At 27.8% G+C, this 20,220-nt stretch carries 17 protein-coding genes; 12 read left to right on the plus strand and 5 right to left on the minus strand.

Annotated features, from left to right (window positions below; genetic code table 11):
• The first annotated feature begins 1 nt into the window (after position 1).
• Genes purE through guaA form a run of 8 tightly spaced genes read left to right on the plus strand, consistent with a single transcriptional unit; the run spans position 2 to position 8,689 of the window.
• Positions 2 to 490: a 5-(carboxyamino)imidazole ribonucleotide mutase gene (gene purE / locus BPLAN_RS00775; RefSeq protein ID WP_012821311.1), complete on the plus strand. Its 489-nt coding sequence runs from the start codon at positions 2 to 4 to the stop codon at positions 488 to 490.
• Positions 491 to 492: 2 nt separating this feature from the next.
• A complete protein-coding gene (gene purC, locus BPLAN_RS00780; protein WP_012821312.1) occupies positions 493 to 1,215 on the plus strand; it encodes a phosphoribosylaminoimidazolesuccinocarboxamide synthase in 723 nt (240 codons plus the stop codon).
• 38 nt (positions 1,216 to 1,253) lie between these two features.
• Positions 1,254 to 2,687, plus strand: a complete 1,434-nt coding sequence (gene purF / locus BPLAN_RS00785; RefSeq protein ID WP_012821313.1) for an amidophosphoribosyltransferase — start codon at positions 1,254 to 1,256, stop codon at positions 2,685 to 2,687.
• Between the two features lie 33 nt (positions 2,688 to 2,720).
• Entirely contained in the window at positions 2,721 to 3,707 is a 987-nt protein-coding gene (gene purM, locus BPLAN_RS00790) for a phosphoribosylformylglycinamidine cyclo-ligase (protein ID WP_012821314.1), read from the plus strand.
• Between the two features lie 17 nt (positions 3,708 to 3,724).
• Positions 3,725 to 4,282 (plus strand): phosphoribosylglycinamide formyltransferase, encoded by a 558-nt coding sequence (locus BPLAN_RS00795; protein WP_012821315.1) that lies wholly within the window; start codon positions 3,725 to 3,727, stop codon positions 4,280 to 4,282.
• Between the two features lie 45 nt (positions 4,283 to 4,327).
• Complete coding sequence (gene purH / locus BPLAN_RS00800) at positions 4,328 to 5,875, plus strand: bifunctional phosphoribosylaminoimidazolecarboxamide formyltransferase/IMP cyclohydrolase (protein ID WP_012821316.1); 1,548 nt, start codon at positions 4,328 to 4,330, stop codon at positions 5,873 to 5,875.
• A gap of 6 nt (positions 5,876 to 5,881) precedes the next feature.
• On the plus strand, positions 5,882 to 7,117 hold the full coding sequence (gene purD, locus BPLAN_RS00805; RefSeq protein WP_012821317.1) for a phosphoribosylamine--glycine ligase: 1,236 nt from the start codon (positions 5,882 to 5,884) through the stop codon (positions 7,115 to 7,117).
• 36 nt (positions 7,118 to 7,153) lie between these two features.
• Positions 7,154 to 8,689, plus strand: a complete 1,536-nt coding sequence (guaA, locus tag BPLAN_RS00810; protein WP_012821318.1) for a glutamine-hydrolyzing GMP synthase — start codon at positions 7,154 to 7,156, stop codon at positions 8,687 to 8,689.
• 9 nt (positions 8,690 to 8,698) lie between these two features.
• Here guaA and accD read toward each other — a convergent pair whose 3' ends face one another.
• From accD to BPLAN_RS00825, 3 genes are read right to left on the minus strand one after another with little or no spacing between them, the layout of a single operon-like run.
• On the minus strand, positions 8,699 to 9,538 hold the full coding sequence (gene accD / locus BPLAN_RS00815) for an acetyl-CoA carboxylase, carboxyltransferase subunit beta (protein WP_012821319.1): 840 nt from the start codon (positions 9,536 to 9,538) through the stop codon (positions 8,699 to 8,701).
• A gap of 4 nt (positions 9,539 to 9,542) precedes the next feature.
• On the minus strand, positions 9,543 to 10,610 hold the full coding sequence (fbaA, locus tag BPLAN_RS00820; RefSeq protein ID WP_012821320.1) for a class II fructose-bisphosphate aldolase: 1,068 nt from the start codon (positions 10,608 to 10,610) through the stop codon (positions 9,543 to 9,545).
• 53 nt (positions 10,611 to 10,663) lie between these two features.
• On the minus strand, positions 10,664 to 13,138 hold the full coding sequence (locus BPLAN_RS00825) for a POTRA domain-containing protein (protein WP_148213669.1): 2,475 nt from the start codon (positions 13,136 to 13,138) through the stop codon (positions 10,664 to 10,666).
• Positions 13,139 to 13,173: 35 nt separating this feature from the next.
• On the opposite strand from BPLAN_RS00825, the gene BPLAN_RS00830 reads away from it, so the two are divergent.
• Positions 13,174 to 15,741 (plus strand): exodeoxyribonuclease V subunit beta, encoded by a 2,568-nt coding sequence (locus BPLAN_RS00830; protein ID WP_012821322.1) that lies wholly within the window; start codon positions 13,174 to 13,176, stop codon positions 15,739 to 15,741.
• A gap of 7 nt (positions 15,742 to 15,748) precedes the next feature.
• Here BPLAN_RS00830 and lipA read toward each other — a convergent pair whose 3' ends face one another.
• Positions 15,749 to 16,603, minus strand: a complete 855-nt coding sequence (gene lipA, locus BPLAN_RS00835; protein ID WP_012821323.1) for a lipoyl synthase — start codon at positions 16,601 to 16,603, stop codon at positions 15,749 to 15,751.
• A gap of 138 nt (positions 16,604 to 16,741) precedes the next feature.
• On the opposite strand from lipA, the gene BPLAN_RS00840 reads away from it, so the two are divergent.
• From BPLAN_RS00840 to BPLAN_RS00850, 3 genes are read left to right on the plus strand one after another with little or no spacing between them, the layout of a single operon-like run.
• A complete protein-coding gene (locus BPLAN_RS00840) occupies positions 16,742 to 17,845 on the plus strand; it encodes a Nif3-like dinuclear metal center hexameric protein (RefSeq protein ID WP_012821324.1) in 1,104 nt (367 codons plus the stop codon).
• An 8-nt stretch (positions 17,846 to 17,853) separates the two neighbouring features.
• Positions 17,854 to 18,648, plus strand: coding sequence for a zinc ribbon domain-containing protein (locus BPLAN_RS00845; RefSeq protein ID WP_012821325.1), 795 nt, complete (start codon positions 17,854 to 17,856; stop codon positions 18,646 to 18,648).
• 26 nt (positions 18,649 to 18,674) lie between these two features.
• A complete protein-coding gene (locus BPLAN_RS00850) occupies positions 18,675 to 19,229 on the plus strand; it encodes a thioredoxin family protein (protein WP_012821326.1) in 555 nt (184 codons plus the stop codon).
• Here BPLAN_RS00850 and BPLAN_RS00855 read toward each other — a convergent pair.
• Complete coding sequence (locus BPLAN_RS00855) at positions 19,213 to 20,181, minus strand: bifunctional oligoribonuclease/PAP phosphatase NrnA (RefSeq protein ID WP_238523126.1); 969 nt, start codon at positions 20,179 to 20,181, stop codon at positions 19,213 to 19,215. The two genes, BPLAN_RS00850 and BPLAN_RS00855, sit on opposite strands and share 17 nt — an antisense overlap.
• Between the last annotated feature and the right edge of the window lie 39 nt (positions 20,182 to 20,220).

The raw sequence follows: 20,220 nt of genomic DNA on the forward strand, positions 1-20,220 counted from the left end.
TATGAAAGTGGCTATATTTTGTGGAAGTATATCCGACAAATCGACTATGCAAATAGCGGAAGAAGTATTAAATAAATTCAATATAAATAATAAAACTTATGTGATATCTGCACATCGTCTACCCGATATACTATCAAATACAATAAAAAAAATTGAATCTACAAAGGGAATGGAATTAATTATTGCTGGAGCTGGTTTGTCTGCTCATTTACCAGGAGTAATTTCTTCAAAAACTATTTTACCTGTTATCGGAGTTCCAATTCATCATTCCAACAATGGATTGTTAGGAGGGCTAGACGCTCTTTTTTCCATGATCCAAATGCCTAAGGATGTTCCCGTCGCTACAGTTGGAATCAATAATGCCTATAATGCTGCTTTATTAGCCATTCATATATTAGCTATAAAATATAACGAAATCAAAAAATTATTACTAAAATTCAGAATGGAAAGGAGAGAAAAATTAGTTACTGAAATAGAGCAATATTTATAATTATGAGCAGCATAACTAAAAAAAAACTTTTATTAGAAGGAAAAACAAAAAAAATATATGCTACAGAGAATCCGTATGAGGTCATTATTCATTATAAAGATAGCATAACGGCTTTGGATGGATTAAAGAAAGATTTTTTACAAGATAAAGGAATTTTGAATAATGAAATCACCACATTTATCTTTAAGTTTCTTAATTCTTGTGGAATAAAAACTCATTTTATTCGTAGAATAAATAATAGGGAACAATTGTGCCATAAAGTAGATATCATTCCATTAGAATTTGTTGTTCGTAATATTCTTGCTGGAAGTATTTCAAAACGTTTAGGAGTTAAAGAAGGATCCACTCCATTGAATACTATTTTTGAAATTTTTTATAAAAATGATAAACTAAAAGATCCATTGATTAATGATCATCATGCAGTTTTTTTAGGTTTAATTTCTTATGAAGAATTAAATATCATTTATCGCATAACTTCAAACATTAACAATATTCTCAAAAAATTTTTTTTAGATAAAAATATTATATTGGTAGATTTTAAAATAGAATTTGGAAAGAATTCAAAAAATCAAATTTTTCTTTCTGATGAAATCAGTCCTGATACTTGTCGTTTTTGGGATAAAAAAACAAGGGAAAAACTTGATAAAGATATATTTAGAAGTGGATTTTCTGAAAAGGTCTTTGATGCCTATATAGAAATATTAAAGAGGCTTAATGTAGGTTAATCCATTCACGGGACAAAGATCTTCTTTAAAGAAGAAAGATGATATCTAAATTATTCCCTATTTTCAATCAAAAAAAATCTTCTGATAAATTTCATGAGGAGTGCGGGATTTTTGGGATTTATTCTCCTCAAAAAGTTGATACATTTTCTTTAATTCAGTTTGGTTTATTTGCCTTGCAACACAGAGGTCAAGAAGCTTGTGGTTTTTCCGTTTTACGAGATGGTTTTATTTTGTCCCATAAAAGTGAAGGTCTTGTTTTAGATTCTTTTCGAAAAATTTCGAATTCTGAATATTTTCATGGAAATGCGGCTATTGGACATACACGTTATTCTACAGAAGGAGGACAGAGTAAAAAAAACATTCAACCATTTTTTGGAGAAGATCCCTATGGAAGAAGTACTATTTCCATAGTTCATAATGGAAATTTAATAAATGCTCAAAAAATTCGTAAAGATTTAGAATCAAAAGGAGTTACTTTTATATCCGAGTATTCGGATTCAGAAGTAATCTTACGTTTGATCCAAAAATATTTGTCGAAATATGATAATAACTTAGAAATAGCTATTCAAAAAACTACTATAGATATTCAAGGAGCTTATTCTGTAATAGTCCTTATGGATAATAAAATAGCGGCATTTAGAGATCCAAATGGAATCCGTCCTTTATGTTATGGAATGCTTAATGAAAAAACTTATATATTTAGTTCTGAAACTTGTGGAATAGATTCTGTAGGAGGATATTACATAAGAGATTTGTTTCCAGGAGAAATGGCTATTGTAGATACAAAATCCATTCGATTCTCTCTTTTGAAAAAAGAGAAATATACAAAACGTAGAATTTGTTCCTTTGAGTATATTTATTTCTCACGCCCTGATTCTTTAATTGAGAATATAAATGTTTATGAAATCAGGGAAAAAAGTGGAGAAAAACTTTATGAGCAACATCCAGTAGAAGCAGATGTGGTTATTGGAGTTCCAGATTCTGGAGTTCCAGCATCTATTGGATACTCTAAAGCATCTGGAATCCCTTTCAAACCAATTTTAGTGAAAAATAAATATATTGGTAGATCTTTTATTATCCCCAAACAAGAGATGCGTGAAAAAATGGTAAATCTAAAACTTAATTCTATCTTAAATGAAATCAGAGGGAAACGTATTGTCATTATTGATGATTCCATAGTTCGTGGAACTACTAGTCGTAGATTAGTTTATATTTTAAGAAAAGCAGGAGCTAAAGAAATTCATTTTAGAAGTGCTTCTCCACCTATTATAGCTCCATGTTATTTAGGAGTAGATACTCCAAGTAGAAAGGATCTAATTTCATATAATATTGATAAAGATCAAATTGCTAAAATTTTAAATGTAGATAGTTTAGAATTTTTAAGCATGAGCAATTTAATTGATATTCTTGGAGGTAAAAATTACTGTTTCGGGTGCTTTACTGGAAACTATCCTATTCATAAAGAAAAATGATTGTATATTATAAATTCTTGTAATAAATTCATCATGAAAGAAAGTCATCGAACCATACGGAAAATTGGTCCAATTTTAGAAAAAACTTATACCAAAAAGGTTCTAAGCAACTTGGATTATTTTTCGGCACTATATCAACTATCTTTATGCAGTTACAAAGAACCTGTTCTAGTATCTGGAGCAGATGGAATAGGAACTAAATTACGTTTAGCTATTGATTATAAAAAATATGATCTCATTGGAACAGATTGTTTTGCTATGTGCGTTAATGATGTATTATGTCATGGGGCAAAACCTTTGTTTTTTTTAGATTATTTAGCTTGTGGAAAATTGGATTCTAATATTGTAGAAAAAATAATACAGGGAATAGCTGTCTCTTGTAAAAAAACTAATACATGTCTCATTGGGGGAGAAACTGCGGAAATGCCTGGAATTTATCAAGAGAAAGACTATGATATAGCTGGATTTTGTGTAGGAATAGTAGATAAGGAAAATATTATAGATGGAAAAAAAACTATACAGGAAGGAGATATTTTAATTGGACTCCCTTCTTCTGGAGTCCACAGTAATGGTTTTTCTTTAATTAGAAAGATTTTTTCTAAAGAAGATTTTTTGATGCATAGAATTCAAGAAAAACCATTTTATGAGATTCTTTTAATTCCAACTAGAATTTATCATGATCCTATTCATCTTTTGCTAAAAGAGTTTTTAATACATGGATTAGCTCATGTGACAGGAGGAGGAATATCCGATAATTTATTTCGGATCCTTCCGGATAATTTGTCAGCTATAGTAGAAAAGAAAAAAATACCTGTTCAACCTGTTTTCAATCATATTCAGGAAAAAGGTTTTTTATCTGATCAGGAGATGTGGGAGACTTTTAATATGGGAGTAGGAATGATTGTCATAGTATCCGTTAAAGATAAATACTCTCTCTTACAAAGATTATGTGCTTTAGGAGAAAATCCTTTTGTTTTTGGTCATCTAGTTAAAGGAAATAAAAGAGTATTTTTGAAATAAAAAATATTTTCATACATATGAAAAAATTAGCTGTTTTAGTTTCTGGAAGAGGAACTAATATGCTGCATATTATACAATCTATTTCTAATGGAGAACTTTCTAATTTTAAAGTAAGTTTAGTAATTTCTGATAGATCTTGTAAGGCGATTCAATATGCCTACAAAGAAAATATTAAAACTTATTCTTTAAGAAGGACTAATACTCTCTCTAAAGAGATAGACCATCTTATGAGGAAAAATATTCCAGATTTTATAATTCTTTCTGGTTTTCTTTCTATTCTGGATGCAGAATTTTGTGAAAAATGGGCTGGAAAAATCATTAATATTCATCCTTCTCTTTTGCCTAAATATGGAGGGAAGGGAATGTACGGAATGAGAGTCCATCAAAAAGTTCTCAATAATAAAGAAAAGATATCAGGAGCTACAGTTCATTATGTGACAAAAGATATAGATTCAGGAAACATAATTTTAAAAAAATCATGTAAAATTTCTTCACAAGAGACTCCCATATCTTTATCCAAAAAAATATCTCTCATAGAAAAAGAGATTCTTATTCAATCTTTAAAAAATCTGTAGCCTATTGTTTATTTATTGTATAGTATACAAAATTGATTTATTATTATGAAAAGAGCTTTAATTAGTGTTTATGAAAAAAATGAAGAATTATTTGATTTTGTCAGTTTTTTAGATAAAAAAGAATATCAAATTATTTCTACGGGAGGGACTTTTCAATATTTAAAAAAACATGGAATATCTAATCTTTTAGAAATATCGGATATAATCTCCTTTCCGGAGATGTTAGATGGAAGAATAAAAACCATTCATCCTAATATTTATGCAGGAATTTTAGCAAATCGTTCCATGGAAAAACATATGAAATCTATCCGTTTTCACAAAATTTTTCCTATTGATATTGTCTTAGTCAATTTTTATCCATTTTTTGAAAAATTGTATCAAAAATCCTTCACAATCAATGGAAAAAATAATAATAATTCATTAATGGAATTTATAGATATAGGAGGACCATCTATGCTACGCGCAGCAGCAAAAAATTTTTTTCATGTAACCCCTATTACAGATAAACATGATTACTTTCTCGTAAAAAATGAAATTGAAAAATATGGATTTCCTTCATTAAAGTTGAGAAAAGAATTAGCTGGAAAAGTTTTTAATCTCACTTCTGCTTATGATTCTGCTATTTCTAAATATCTTCTCACGGAAGAAAATTTCCCTACTTATTTACATTGTTCTTATGAAAAAAAAATGAATCTCCGTTATGGAGAGAACCCCCATCAAAAAGCTGCTTATTATATCAGTACTATTGATCAAGGATCCATGCGGAATTTTCATCAATTACACGGGAAAGAGCTTTCTTTTAATAATTTAAGGGACATGGATATAGCTTGGAAAGTGGTCTCTCAATTTTCTGAACCAGCTTGTTGTACCGTGAAGCATTCCACTCCTTGTGGAGTAGCATTGGGAAAAAATATTCTGGAGGCTTTTCAAAAAACTTATTCTTCTGATCCTATTTCTTCTTTTGGAGGAATTCTTGCTGTTAATGTTTCCATCACGAGAGAATTAGCGAATAAAATAAACAGTCTTTTTTTAGAAGTGATTTTGTCTCCAAGCTATGAACAAGAGGGATTAAATATTCTAAAAATGAAAAAAAATCTGAGAATAATTAATATACATGAACCTATTTCTGATAGACTAGAATATGTAAAAATAGATGGAGGGATCTTAGTGCAAGAAGTAGATCATCTTTTTTATTCCGATTATAAAATTGTCACTAAAAATAAATTTTCCGATCAGGAAATAAGATCCTTATTTTTTGCTCATAAAGTAGTAAAATATGTAAAATCTAATGCAATTGTTGTTGCTAGAGGGACACAAACTATAGGAATTTCTGGAGGTCAAACCAATCGAATTTGGGCAGCTCGTCAAGCGATAGAAAGAGCTTTAGAAAAAAACAAAGAAAAAGAAAATTTAGTACTCGTTTCTGATGCTTTTTTTCCTTTTCGTGATATAATAGATGAAGCAGCTCGTTCTGGGGTTATAAAAGCTATTCTTCAACCAGGAGGTTCTATACGTGATGAAGAATCTGTAAAAGCCTGTGATGAATATGGAATAGCTATGGCTTTTACGGGAAAAAGACATTTTAAACATTAAGAAATTATGAAAATTTTAATTCTTGGAAGTGGGGGTCGTGAACATGCTATTGGTAAAAAAATCTTAAAAGATTTTTCTCCCATGGAGATTTATTTTTATCCTGGAAATGGAGGAACCAGTCAAATAGGAAAAAATATAGAAAATTTTCATTCTACATCAGAATTATGTTTTTTTGCTAAAAAAAATGCTATCGATATCACTATTGTTGGTTCTGAAACTTTTCTATGGGATGGAATTGTAGACGTATTTCAAAGTGATGGATTGAAAATAATTGGACCGCCTCATTTTTCCGCTAGACTAGAAGGAGACAGGATTTTTTCTAAATCATTTATGAAAAAATATGGAGTACGTACTCCTAAATACAAAGTTTTTTCTTCTTATCAAGAAGCTATGGACTTTTTAGATAAAACCACTTATTCCGTGGCTATTAAAACTAGAGGATTAGCCGAAGGAAAAGGAGTCTTATTAACACATAATAAAACAGAAGCGGAAAAAGCTTTGAATTCTATTCTGATAGAGAAGAAATTTGGAAAAGCTGGAAATCAAGTTATCATAGAAGAACTTCTGCAAGGAAAAGAATCCTCTATATTGTCCATATTTAATGGAAAAGATATTATTCCTTTTTTATCCGCTAAAGATTACAAAAAAATTGGAGAAAAAGAAACAGGAAAGAATACAGGAGGAATGGGGAGTATTGTTCCTAATCCATATATGACAAGTGATGTTTGGATAGATTTCCAAGAAAATATATTAAAACCAACTTTAGAAGGTTTATTTTTAGAAAAATTAATTTTTTTTGGATTTATTTATTTTGGATTAATGATCAATTCAAATAGGGTATACTTATTAGAATATAATACTCGTTTGGGGGATCCTGAAACTCAAACTTTATTGCCATTAATGAATAGTAATTTTATTCACATAATCCAATCTATTCTTCTTCAGAAAGACATCTCCATTTCTTGGAAAAAATTATGTTCTTGTTGTGTCGTTTTATCTTCAAAAGGTTATCCGGAAAAATTCCAATATGGAAAAGTTATAGGGGGGTTAAACTCTTTAAAAGAACCTTTTTATATTGCTGGAGCTGAGAAAGAAAAAGAAAAATGGATCACTTCAAAAGGACGTGTTTTAAATGTGGTAGGACTAGGCTTTTCCATGGAAGAAGCTAGAAAAAATGCTTATGATAAAGTCAAAAAAGTTCATTTTGAAAACTTATATTTTAGAAAAGACATCGGTTTATAGTTTATTTTATTTCTTTGTCATAAGAAAAAAATTCTAATGAAAAAAGACTTTATTTTAATATTAGATTTTGGTTCCCAATATAGCCATATGATGGCCAGGAGAATTCGGGAAATAGGGGTTTATGCTATTTTGTGTCCCTATGATATTTCTATTCAGAATATCGTATCGAAAAAACCAAAAGGAATTATTTTATCAGGAAGTCCTTTTTCTATTTATGACGAAAAACCTCCATTAATATCTAGAAAATTATTTCAATTAAATATTCCTATACTTGGAATTTGTTATGGAATGCAACTTATTTCTTTTCTTTTTGGAGGAAAAATAGAAAAATCAAAGTATAAAGAGTATGGAAAAACAAATTTTATTATAGATTGTCCTAAAAATAAATTATTTTATGGAATCCCTAAAAAATCATTTGTTTGGATGAGTCATTTTGATGAAGTGAAAAATCTTCCAAAAGAATTAAAAGTAATCGGACATACCCACTCTTGTACTATTGCAGCTTTCATTCACAAAAATAAAGATATTTATGCTATACAATTTCATCCAGAAGTGAATCATACAGAATTTGGAATCCATATCTTGAAAAATTTTATTTTTCATATATGCAAATGTCATCCAAATTGGGAACTAAATAATTTTGTGCAAAAAACTGTAGAAAAGATAAAAAAACGTGTATCTAGTAAAAAAGTTATACTAGGTTTTTCAGGTGGAGTAGATTCCTTTGTAGCTGCTTATATAATTCATCAAGCTATTGGAGATTCTTTACATTGTATTTTTGTGGATACGGGATTTCTTCTGGAAAAAGAAAAAGAAAAAATATCCCATATATGTAAAAAAATGAATTTTTCTATTAAAATAATAGATGCAAGAGAACGTTTTTTATCTAGTTTAACTGGAGTTATTGATCCTGAAATGAAAAGAAAAATTATAGGAAAAGAATTTATTTCTATATTTCAACAAGAATCAGAAAAAATTAAAAATGTAGAATTTTTGGCACAAGGAACTATTTATCCAGATGTGATAGAGTCTTCTATATTTCACAAAAATTTTTCTATTAAATCTCATCATAATGTAGGAGGGTTACCTTATTTCATGAAGTTGAAGCTACTTGAACCTTTAAAAGAATTATTTAAAGATGAAGTCCGAAATCTAGGAAAAGAATTAGGAATTCCAAAAGAAATTTTATACCGTCATCCATTTCCTGGTCCTGGATTAAGCATTCGTATTCTTGGAGAAGTAAATAAGAAAAAAGTCTCTATCCTTCAAGAAGCAGAAAGTATTCTTTTACAAGAATTAAAAAATTCTGATCTTTATGAATCCGTTAGCCAAGCTTTTATGGTATTATTACCGGTAAAATCTGTAGGTGTTATGGGTGATAAAAGAACCTATGAATATGCAGCTGTTTTACGTGTAACAAAAACGGAAGATTTTATGACCGCTACCTTTTCCCATTTACCTTACGATTTTTTAGAAAAAATTTCCAATAGAATTATTAATGAAGTAGATGGAATCAACCGTTTAGTATATGACATTACTTCTAAACCTCCAGCAACTATTGAATGGGAATAAACAGTTTTTTTATATCATCATAGAAACAAGATTATATATGTTTTTTTTTAATTCAGTCCTAGAAGAAATTATATCTATAAACCCATGTTCCAATAGAAATTCTGCAGTTTGAAATCCTTCTGGAAGATCTTTCCCTATAGTTTCCTTAATAACTCTAGGACCAGCAAATCCAATTAAAGCTCCTGGTTCTGCTATGTTTATATCTCCAAGTAAGGCATAAGAAGCGGTTACCCCTCCTGTAGTTGGATCTGTAAGAACAGAAATGTAAGGAATTTTTGAATCTCGCAATTGGGTTAATCTAGCTATTGTCTTAGCCATTTGCATTAATGAAAAGGAAGATTCCATGATTCTTGCTCCTCCAGATTTGGATATCAATACATATGGAATTTTTTTTTCAATACAATATTTGATAGCTCTCGATATTTTTTCTCCCACTACTGACCCCATAGATCCTCCTATAAAGGAAAAATCCATACAGGATATTACCATATCCAATCCTTCCATTTTTCCCACTCCTGTTCTAATAGCATCATATAAATTTGTTTTTTTTCTTGCTTCTTTAACTCTATCTGTATATTTTTTGCAATCTATCCATTTTATAGGATCTTGACTTATCATTTTAACATTCATTTCTGAAAAATTCCCCTGATCAAAAAGAATTTCAAAATATTCTTGACTGTGAATTCTTACATGATATCCATCCTCCGGACTCACATAGGCATTTTTTTTTAGTTCATCTGTATCTATGATTTTTCCGCTAGGTGTCCTATACCAAAGACCTTTCGGCAAATCTTTTCTATCCTTTATGGAAGTAATAATATTTTTTTTCTTTCTTAAAAACCAAGCCATGGTTTTATAAAGTGTTAATATTATTCATTAATTCAAAATATTTTTTTAGAGAAATCTTAAAAGATTTTTCTCCTTCCCTAAGCCATATTCTAGGATCATAATATTTTTTATTTGGAATATTTTTTCCTTGTGGGTTTCCTATTTGTTTCTCTAAATATTTCTTATTTTTATTCATATAATCCCTGACCCCACAAGTAAAGGCATATTGTAAATCTGTGTCTACATTCATTTTTATCACTCCATAACTAATAGATTCTTTAATTTCTTTTATAGAAGATCCTGAACCTCCATGAAAAACCATAAAAACTGGTTTTTCTCTAGTATGAAATTTTTTTTGTATATACTCCTGAGTTTCTTTTAATATAACCGGTCGTAGAACAACATTCCCAGGTTTATATACTCCATGAATATTTCCAAAGGAAGCAGCTATCATAAATTTTTTACTTATTTTAATCAATCTTTCATAGGCATAAGCTACTTCTTTAGGATGAGTATAAAGTTTCTCCTTTTCTATATTAGAATGATCTACTCCATCCTCTTCTCCACCTGTTACTCCAAGCTCTATTTCAATAGTCATCTGAATTTTATTCATTCTTTCAAAGTATTTTTCACAAATTCCGATGTTTTCTTCTAAAGATTCTTGAGAAAGATCTAACATATGTGAACTAAATAACGTTTTTCCGAAACGTTTGTAATTTTCTTCATTAGCTTTTAGTAATCCGTCTATCCAGGGAAGGTTTTTTTTAGAACAATGATCTGTATGAAGAATCACCGTTGCTTTATAAACTTCGGCTAATTCATGAATATGTTTAGCGCTAGCTATAGCTCCTTTGATAGCGGCTTTTTGTCCTTCATTGCTTAATCCTTTTCCTGCATTAAAAATAGCGCCTCCATTGGACAATTGAATGATTACAGGAGAATTCACTTCTCCGGCCGTTTCCATTACAGAATTCATGGTATTAGATCCAACCACATTTACAGCAGGTATAGAAAAAATGTTTTCTCTAGCATATTCGAAGATTTCTTCGACAAGGCTACCAGTAGCTACCCCATAAGGAAATTTTTTAGACATGTGTTTTTTTAATTTAATTTAAGGATGAACAAATGTAAAAAAAGAATTTTTTTCTAAAAGGGTAAAGGGGAATGAATTCCAAAATTCATCAATGGTTCTTGAATTTTCAGATGAGAAATGATCCATTTTTTTCCCTCTTTTTGATATGGGTCATAAAACTTATATGCAAAATCTATACGAAAGATAAAAAACTTAAGATCATATCGAAAACCTATTCCTCCCCCTAATGTTAATTCTTTGTAAAAAGAATTCCATTTTAAATTTCTTATTTCTTTTGAATTTTTTTTTTTGTCTAAAAACCAAACATTTCCTAAATCTAAAAAGATAACTGAAATCAGTTTAGAAAGTATTTCATATCTGTATTCGTGGACTAATAGAATTTTATTCTGAGAGAGAAATGTATTTTCAAAAAAAGATTTTTTCTTCTCTGGTTGAATAATTTTCGTATAAAAAGAGTCCCATGTACTAAATTCTTCGGATTTTCTAAGGAAATAACTTTTTGGAAGTTTTTCATGAGTAAAAATTATCCCAAAAAATAACTTGGAGACTAAGGTGTGATATTTTTCTAAAAAACAAAATCTTTTAAAAGATAAATCATATTTAAAAAAAGAATAAGAAGGAATATTATTCCATTTTTTTTTGATGAAAGATGTTTTCCGAAATAAAGGGGATAAAAGATTTCCAGAAATCTCTATATTTTCACGTAATACAAACGGATTCCTTTTTCTCTTATCAAGAGTTTGATTCATTTCATAATTATAAATAATAGAATTTATGAAATAATCTTCTTTTAGAATATTTTCTCTCTTCATTTTCATATATTCTTCAAATGTTTTTTTCATTTTTTTCGTTCGTATAGGATTTCTTTGATCGAAAAAAAAATTCTGATTTTTATCTTCTTTATCATTTTTGCAATGAATAATCTCTTTCTCAGGAAAAATTTTATTTTTTTTTCTACAAAAAAAATTTTTTCCATAAATAATATCCTCCTTATGAGAATTTTTTTCCTGTTCTAGATTTTTAACCAATTGTAAATTGACGATTTTTATTTTATGTTTTCTATAGGAATTATCCTTCCATTCATAATTCAATAAATTTGAAAAAAGCATTCTTCTTACACCCATATTTTTTTGACTATTTATCTGAAAAATAATAGAATTAGGAAGTTTATACAAGGTATTTTTTTTTTCTATATCTATAAAAGAGGATGGAAAAATTAATTTTCCTTGTAAGGAAAATTTAGACATATTCAAAAATTCTTTTTTAGAAGAAATAAAATTTCCTTTTATGGACAACATTAAATTAGCCCCACTTTTAAGGAGGTTTCTTCTTAAGAAAGTTACTCCTGGATGTATTCCAATATCCATTTTTTTGGATATAGAATTTTCTATGTGAAATTTCAATTCATGATCTTTTAGAGTACTTAAAAAAATTTCTACATTTAAGAAAGAATTTTTCTTATGATCTTTTTTTTCTTCTATCTTAAATTGATCAATATTAAAATTATGCAAAGAATAAATATTCTGTTGAGTACTCAAAATATCCTTTTTTTTATATAAAGATCCAGGTGTAATAGTCAAAATATCCGTGATCATTTTTGGATTAAATTTTTTATTTTTTGGAATAAAAAATTTATATCCATTGTAAAAAATGGAATGATTTTCTTCTTGATTAATTTTTATCACGATTTCATTGAAAAAATGTTTTCTATGTTTATTCGTAGAGGGGTGAACCTTGTTTACTTCCATATATAAATTTATTTTTTGATTTCCTATAGAAGGATCTATACGAAATTTAACATCGGATATATCAAAATTATAATAACCATGATCTTCATACATGTTTTTCATTCTTTCTATTTCCAATATCAGATGGGTTTCATCGTATTGTTTCCCTTCTTTAATCAAACTAGAATTAAGGTTATTTAGATATATATCTTTCAACTCTTTTTCTGGAAAATTATAAATAATGGAATTTATGAAATAAGGATTTCCAGTATAGATATTATAAATGATTTTTCCTTTCTTTTCATTCTCTCTCAACAAAGAAAAATCTGTATGGACATCCAAATAACCTTTGGAATAAAAATGAGAATTCAAATTCTGAATAGAATCTTTTGTTAGATTATTATCTATAATTATGGGTTTTTCTCCATTCTTAAAAAGAAAAAAATTCCAATAAATTCTTTTTGTAGAATACTTATTTCTTGGAATCCGTTTTAATAAATGATTTAACACTTTTTTATTCCTATGCTCTTTTGGAATAGAAAAAAAGGAAGAAAAAATTTCTTCTAAATCAGGATGAGAAAAATTATACATTATCAATTTTACAGGAAAAAAATTTAGTATTTTTTTATTCGGTTTTTGTTTCACATAGTTTTCCAAATTAGAAAAATGAACTTTTTTTCCGTTTATTATGAAAACATTTTTTGTAAGTAAGTATTTTTCTTTCGGGACCTTTTTTGTCAAATGACAGGACATAAAACCCATTTTCAAAAGAAGAACAAGTAAAAAAAAATATCTTTTCAAAATTTAACGATTTTAATTTTATCTTTAGAAAGATCATGAAAAAATTTATTATGCTGGTTCCATCCACATTAAAAATATACAACGCTTCAGCAGGTTCTGGAAAAACTTTCTTTCTAGTAAAAAATTACCTATATCTTCTATTAAAAAGTCCTCATCCTGAAGAATTTAAACGTATCTTGGCTATAACTTTTACCAATAAAGCTTCTGAAGAAATAAAAAAAAGAATATTACAATGTATAAAAGAATTTTCTAATCAAAAAATTAGAAAGGAATATCATTTTTTGTTCGATCATCTTACAAAAAGTTTGAAATTAACAAAAGATCAACTATTCGAACGTTCTAAAAATATTTTATATGCAATTTTGGATGATTTTTCTTCTTTTTCTATAAGCACTATAGACAAATTCACTTATCGGACCATTCGATCCTTTCTTTACAAGAAGAATATAAATTTAGAAATGGATGCCAAAAAATTTTTATGGGAGCTTGTCGATAAGCTATTAACCCATTCAGAGAAATGGTCGCATCTTTTGGTTCAATTTTCTTTGGAAAAATTAAAAGAAGGAAAAAATTGGGACATCAGCAAAGAAATATTTAAAATTGCCCTCCTTATAGTAGAAGAGAATAGTTTTTTTCCTATGAAAAAAATTAAAAGGCATTCTTTGGATAATTGGATCACCTTAAAGAATACTTTGTTAAATAGAACTCAAGAATTTGAAAAAATGTGTCAAAAACAAGGCGAGAAATTTTTTGAATTTTTAAAAAAAAATTCTATTCAAAAACATTCCTTCCTTTATTTAGACTTACCAAAACTTTTTCAAAAACTCCGTATGGGAGATATTTTCCTAAATCCTTTCATTAATAATAAACGTCTTGAAAAAAATATTCAAATAGAGGCATTCTATAAAAAAAACACAGATGTCAATCAAAAAAATCTAATAGAAAAGAATAAAGAGGAAATACTTTTTTTATATAAAAAAACCAAATTTTTATATGAAAAAAGTATTTCCTCTTATCTCTTAGATAAATTTTTTTTAAAAAACTTGAGTCTTTTATCCATAATACATGAAATAGAAAAAGAATATCAATCCTTAAAAGAAGAGAAAAAAATTCTTTTAAATGCTGAATTAAATCAAATTCTTTATGAAAGAATTCTTCAAGATCCCTTTCCACACATTTATGAAAAAAAAGGAATCCAATATAAACATTATTTGATAGATGAATTTCAAGATATTTCCATTCTACAATGGGAAAATCTTCGAATTTTAGTTGAAAATGCTTTATCGGAAAATGGCTCAGCTATGATAGTAGGAGATCCTAAACAATCTATATATGGTTGGAGAGGTGGAGATGCAAAGACTTTTCTTCATCTTATTCATTATTCCTCTAAATATTACCATAAAGAAGTAGTCTCCATAGAGACTAACTTTCGTAGTTTTGAAGAAATTGTAAAATTTAATAATTCCCTTTATCAATCAGCATCTAAATTTTTTCATGATCCCATCTACCAAGATATATATAAAAAATCTAAACAAAAAATATTTAAAAAACCTGGAGGATATGTAGAATTGAATTTCTTTCGCATAGAAAAAAAAAATTATCAACAATATGTTTATAATCAAATAAAAGAAAAAATTAAAAAATTATTTATACAGAAGTATAAATTATCGGATATAGCTATTTTAGTTAGAAGTAACGAAGAAGGAAATTTTTTGTCTGAAAAACTTATGGTAGATGGATTTTTTGTAAATACTTCCGTTTCTCTTCTCATAAAAAATCATTTAGAAATAGAAATCATTATACAGTTTTTTTATGTTATTTTCAAACCTTATTGTTCCCAAAAGAGAGCTACTTTAATTTTATTGCTATTGAAAAATAAATTAATTCGCACTCAAAAAAAAGATCATGATTTCCTAATAGAAACTGTTTTTTTACCATTAGATATTTTCCTAAAGAGATTAGATTTCAATAATTTATTAGATAATCCATCTCTATACAATAGAGCAGAAAATATAATTTCTGGATTGAGATTATTAAATCAATACAATACTGCTTCTATCTGTTCTTTTTTAGATTTTGTTCATAGATCTATGAAAATTGTAGGAAATTCTATTGGAGATTTTTTAGAATATTGGGAATCAAAAAAAGAAAAAGAAAGTATCACTTTTTCTGAAAAAATAGATGCCATTCGTATTATGACTATTCACAAGTCTAAAGGTTTGCAATTTCCTGTAGTTATTCTCCCTTTTGCAGATTGGAATGCAGTTTCAAAAAGAAAGGAAGGAGCCTGGATAGATATCAGTCCTCATTTATATCATGGATTAGAGACTTTCTACTTAGATATAGAACCGGATTTAAAAAAACATATAGAGGACTCTTCTCTCATAAAAATTTATGAGGATTATCTCTCCAAAACAAGATTTGATAATCTTAATTTATTATATGTAGCTACCACCCGTCCGGTGGAACATCTTATCATTTTTTCTAGACATGGAAATGATAAGTCTGTTTCATTTTACCTTAAAAATTTTCTTCATGAAAAGAAATTATGGAATGAAAACATATTTCAGTATTCTTTTGGAATAGAAAGAATTATTAAATGATATCTTTTTATTTTACATGTTTTTCCGCATGATAAGAAGAACGAACTAATGGTCCACTTTCTACATATTTAAATCCCATTTTTAATCCAATTTCTTTCAATTCTTGGAATTTATCCGGATCAACAAAAAAACGAACTGGAAAGTGTTTTAAAGAAGGTTGCAAATATTGTCCGATAGTTAGGATATCTACTTGAGAATTTTTAATATCTCTCAGAGTTTCTAAGATTTCTTCTTCTTTTTCTCCAAGACCCAACATGATTCCCGTTTTTGTACGAATATTTTTATTTTTTTCCTTAATATATTGTAGCACTTCAAGACTTCGATCGTATTTAGCTTGAACACGAATTTCTTTTGTTAATCTAGGAACGGTTTCTAAGTTATGAGAAATAACTTCCGGATGGGTATCTATAATTTTATTTATTATTTTTTTATTTCCTTTAAAATCAGGAATTAAAGTTTCTATAGTTATATCTGGATTCAGATATCTGGTCATTTGTATAGTTTTTACCCATATAGAAGAACCCAGATCCTTTAAATCATCTCTATTTACAGAAGTAAGAACAGCATGTTTAATTTCCAATATTTTAATAGATCTAGCTACTTTTTCTGGTTCTTTCCAATCTACCTCTTCAGGACGTCCTGTTTTTACTCCACAAAATTTACAAGATCTTGTACAAATATTTCCCAATATCATGAAAGTAGCTACTCCTTTCCCCCAACATTCTCCTATATTAGGACAACTTCCACTTTGACATATCGTATTTAATTTATGTAAAGAAACTAATTTTTGCAATTTCTTATAATTTTTTCCTATTGGGATTCTCACTCTTATCCAATTAGGTTTTTTTTTAATTAAGTTCATGATAGTTTTTTAAGGATTCTATTTTTTAATTAAAAATTAAAAAAAAATATAATTTCGTACACTTCTTCTCCTATTGTTTCCTCAAAGATAATAAAATCAATTTTTTTTATAAATTTGTTTTTCTTGGTATTTTTTTTTATGGAAGTCTTAGTAAGAGATATTGCTAAAAAGTTGGAAGATTTAGCTCCTGTAGAATATGCAGAATCCTATGATAATATAGGATTAATGGTTGGTTCATATGATCAAAAAGTAAAAAAAATATTGATTACTTTGGATCTTACGGAAGAAGTTTTTGCAGAGTCTTTAAAGAAAAAATGTAATCTTATAATCTCCTTTCATCCTGTAATTTTTAAACCCATAAGAAGCTTAACTGGAGATTCTTATTCAGAAAGAGTTTTAATTTCTGCATTAAAAAATGATGTATCTATTTATGTTATTCACACTAATTTAGATTTGATCTGGAAGGGAACTCATTCTTATATATCTAAACTTTTACAATTAACTAGAGAAAAAGTCCTTTTTCCCAAGAAAGGATCTATAAAAAAATTAACGACCTATGTCCCAATTAATTATTCTGAAAAAGTAAGAAATTCTTTATTTGAGGCTGGAGCTGGAAACATTTCAAATTATAGTCATTGTAGTTATAATTTTGAGGGATTAGGAAGTTTTATGGGAAATGAAAAAACCCAACCTTTTTTCGGAAAAAAAGAATGTTTTCATATGGAAAAAGAAACTTGTATTAATGTCGTTTTTCCATCTCATAAATTAAATCTAATTAAAGATGCACTTTTTAAAAGTCATCCTTATGAAGAAGTCGCTTACGAGATTTATAATATTGAAAATATCAATCCCTATCTAGGAATAGGAATAATAGGATCTTTTCTAGAAGAAATGAATGAATCTAATTTTCTTTCTTCTTTAAAAAAGAAGATGAATTTATCCTGTATTAGACATTCTCCACTAACAGGAAAAAAAATTCGAAAAGTTGCGATGATAGCAGGTTCAGGTAGCTTTGGAATTGAAAAGGCTATAAAGGAAAAATCCGATGTTTTCATCTCCTCAGATTTCAAATATCATGATTTTTTCAAATCTGAAAGAAAAATTTTGATTGTAGATATCGGGCATTATGAATTGGAAAAAAATACTAAAAATTTATTAAAATCTTTTTTAGATAAAAAATTTATTCATCTACCTGTTTATGAATCAGAAATTCATACAAATCCAGTTCAATATTTTTATTGAAAAATACTATGGAAAATAAAATACAAGAAGTGGGAACCGTAGTAGATAAATTACGGGTGTTATATAATCTTCAATTAATAGATTCTCGTATAGATGAAATACAAAATTTCCGTAGAAATATACCTATAGAACTTAGGAGTTTGGAAGAAGAGCTAGACCAAATGAAAAAAAAATTAGAGCTTTTTCAGAAAGAAATTCTTTCTCTTAAACAGAATCTTGATAAAAGAAATAAAGAGATTAAATCTTCAGAGATTTTGATAAAAAAATACGAAAAACAAAAGGATAATGTGAGAAATAACAAAGAATTATATTCTCTTGATAAAGAAATTGATTATCAAAAATTAGAAATTCAATTATCTAAAAAAAGAATTCAAGAAATCAATCTGAACATTCAGAAAAATAAAGAAATTTTAGAAAAAAACGAAGAAATTTTTAAACATAAAAAAGAACATCTTTTTCATAAAAAAAAAGAATTAAATCAGATTTTTTTGGAGAATGAGAAAGAGGAAAAAATTTTATTAGAAAAATCTAATTTCTTTTCTAAGAAAGTAGATAATAATTTATTAAAAACTTATAAAAAAATAAGGAATGGAGTGAAAAATGGAGTAGCTGTAGCTCCAGTACAAAGAGGAGCTCCATTAGGTTCTTATCTTGCCATTACTCCTCAGAAATATTCCGAACTTATACAACGTAAGAAACTTTTAATAGATGAACATAGTGGGAGAATATTAATAGATGCGGAATTAGCTGAAGAAGAGAAGAAAAAATCTTTTGTTTTTTGTTCAAAAAAAAAGAAAAAATAACTTTATAATAGAAAATAATTATAATTATGGTACGTACTTATTCTTCTGATGAAATTAAAATAAAAATAAAAAATTTTGAATTATTAGAAACGGTTTCAGGAAAGAATAAATTTCTTCAAGATTTTTTTTCCGATAAGGCTACTGTGATTATGTTTATTTGCAATCATTGTCCGTATGTGAAACACATTAATACAGAATTGGTACGTTTAGCTAATGATTATCTCCATAAAGGAGTTTCCTTTTTAGCCATAAATTCTAATGATATAGAAAAATATCCAGAAGATTCTCCGGAAAATATGCAAAAAATATCTCATCAATTAGGTTATCCTTTTCCTTATTTTTTTGATGAAAAACAAGAAGTAGCTAAGTATTATGGAGCTAAATGCACTCCAGAATTTTTTATATTTAACGGTGTAGGAGACTTATGTTATCATGGACAATTAGATGATTCTAGACCAGGAAATGGAATATCCGTCACAGGATTCGATATAAGAAAAGTATTAGAAGGACTTTTAAAAGGAATAGAAACATCTATAACTGCAAAACCTAGTTATGGATGTAATATCAAATGGAAAATATAAGATTTTTATGATAATTAGGAATAATACTTAAAAAATAATCGATAGATTCTGAAAGACTTTTTTCTAAAAGTCCTCCTGCAGCATTTTTATGTCCACCTCCTCCAAAATGTTTTCTAGCAAAAATATTAACATCGAAATCTCCTCTGGAACGAAAAGAAATTCTAATAGGAGATTTTTCTTTTTCCTCAAAAAAGAAAACGGAAAAAACTATGTTTTTTATGCATAACCCATAGCTAATGATTCCCTCTGTATCCCCTTGTTTATATGGATAATAATTTATATCAGAAGCCTTAATACTTGTATAAGCCGTCCGATATTTTTCTATCACTTTCAATTTTTTCAAGGCTTTAGACAAAAGTTTTAATTTGTTTTCGCTATATTTTTCCTGTAAATGATTATATATTTTTTCAATATTAATTCCCTTTTCTATTAATTTACCTGCAATAAAATGAGTTTCTGATGTTACAGAAGGAAAACGAAAAAAACCAGTGTCCGTCATCAACCCGACATATAAACATGTAGCTATATTTTTATCAATTTTATCCAAATTTTTCATATTAGATATCAATCTAAATACTAAAATGCTGGTAGCAGCAACCGTAGGATCTGAAAACATAATATCAAAATAAAAAGGAGATGGATGATGATCTATTAATATTTTTTTTGCTTTAGAAGCTGTAAAAAATTCCTGCAAGATCTTTATTCTTGATAAATTATTGAAATCTATAAAAAAAATATAATCGGAATCTGCAATCTTTTTTTTTACCAAAAATTGAGTCTTCTCAGAGAAAATAAGAATCTCCTCACTTCCAGGAAGCCATTTAAAAAATTCAGAATATTCTGTAGGAGATATTAAATCTACATCATGTTTAAGTTTTCTAAAATAAAACAAAAGAGCTAAAGAGGAACCTAAAGCATCTCCATCTGGATGAGTATGTGGAACTAATACTATTTTTTTTTCTCATTTCCGTTAATGATAGAAAATAACATA

It is taken from the genome of Blattabacterium sp. (Periplaneta americana) str. BPLAN (assembly GCF_000093165.1).
Classification (GTDB): domain Bacteria; phylum Bacteroidota; class Bacteroidia; order Flavobacteriales; family Blattabacteriaceae; genus Blattabacterium.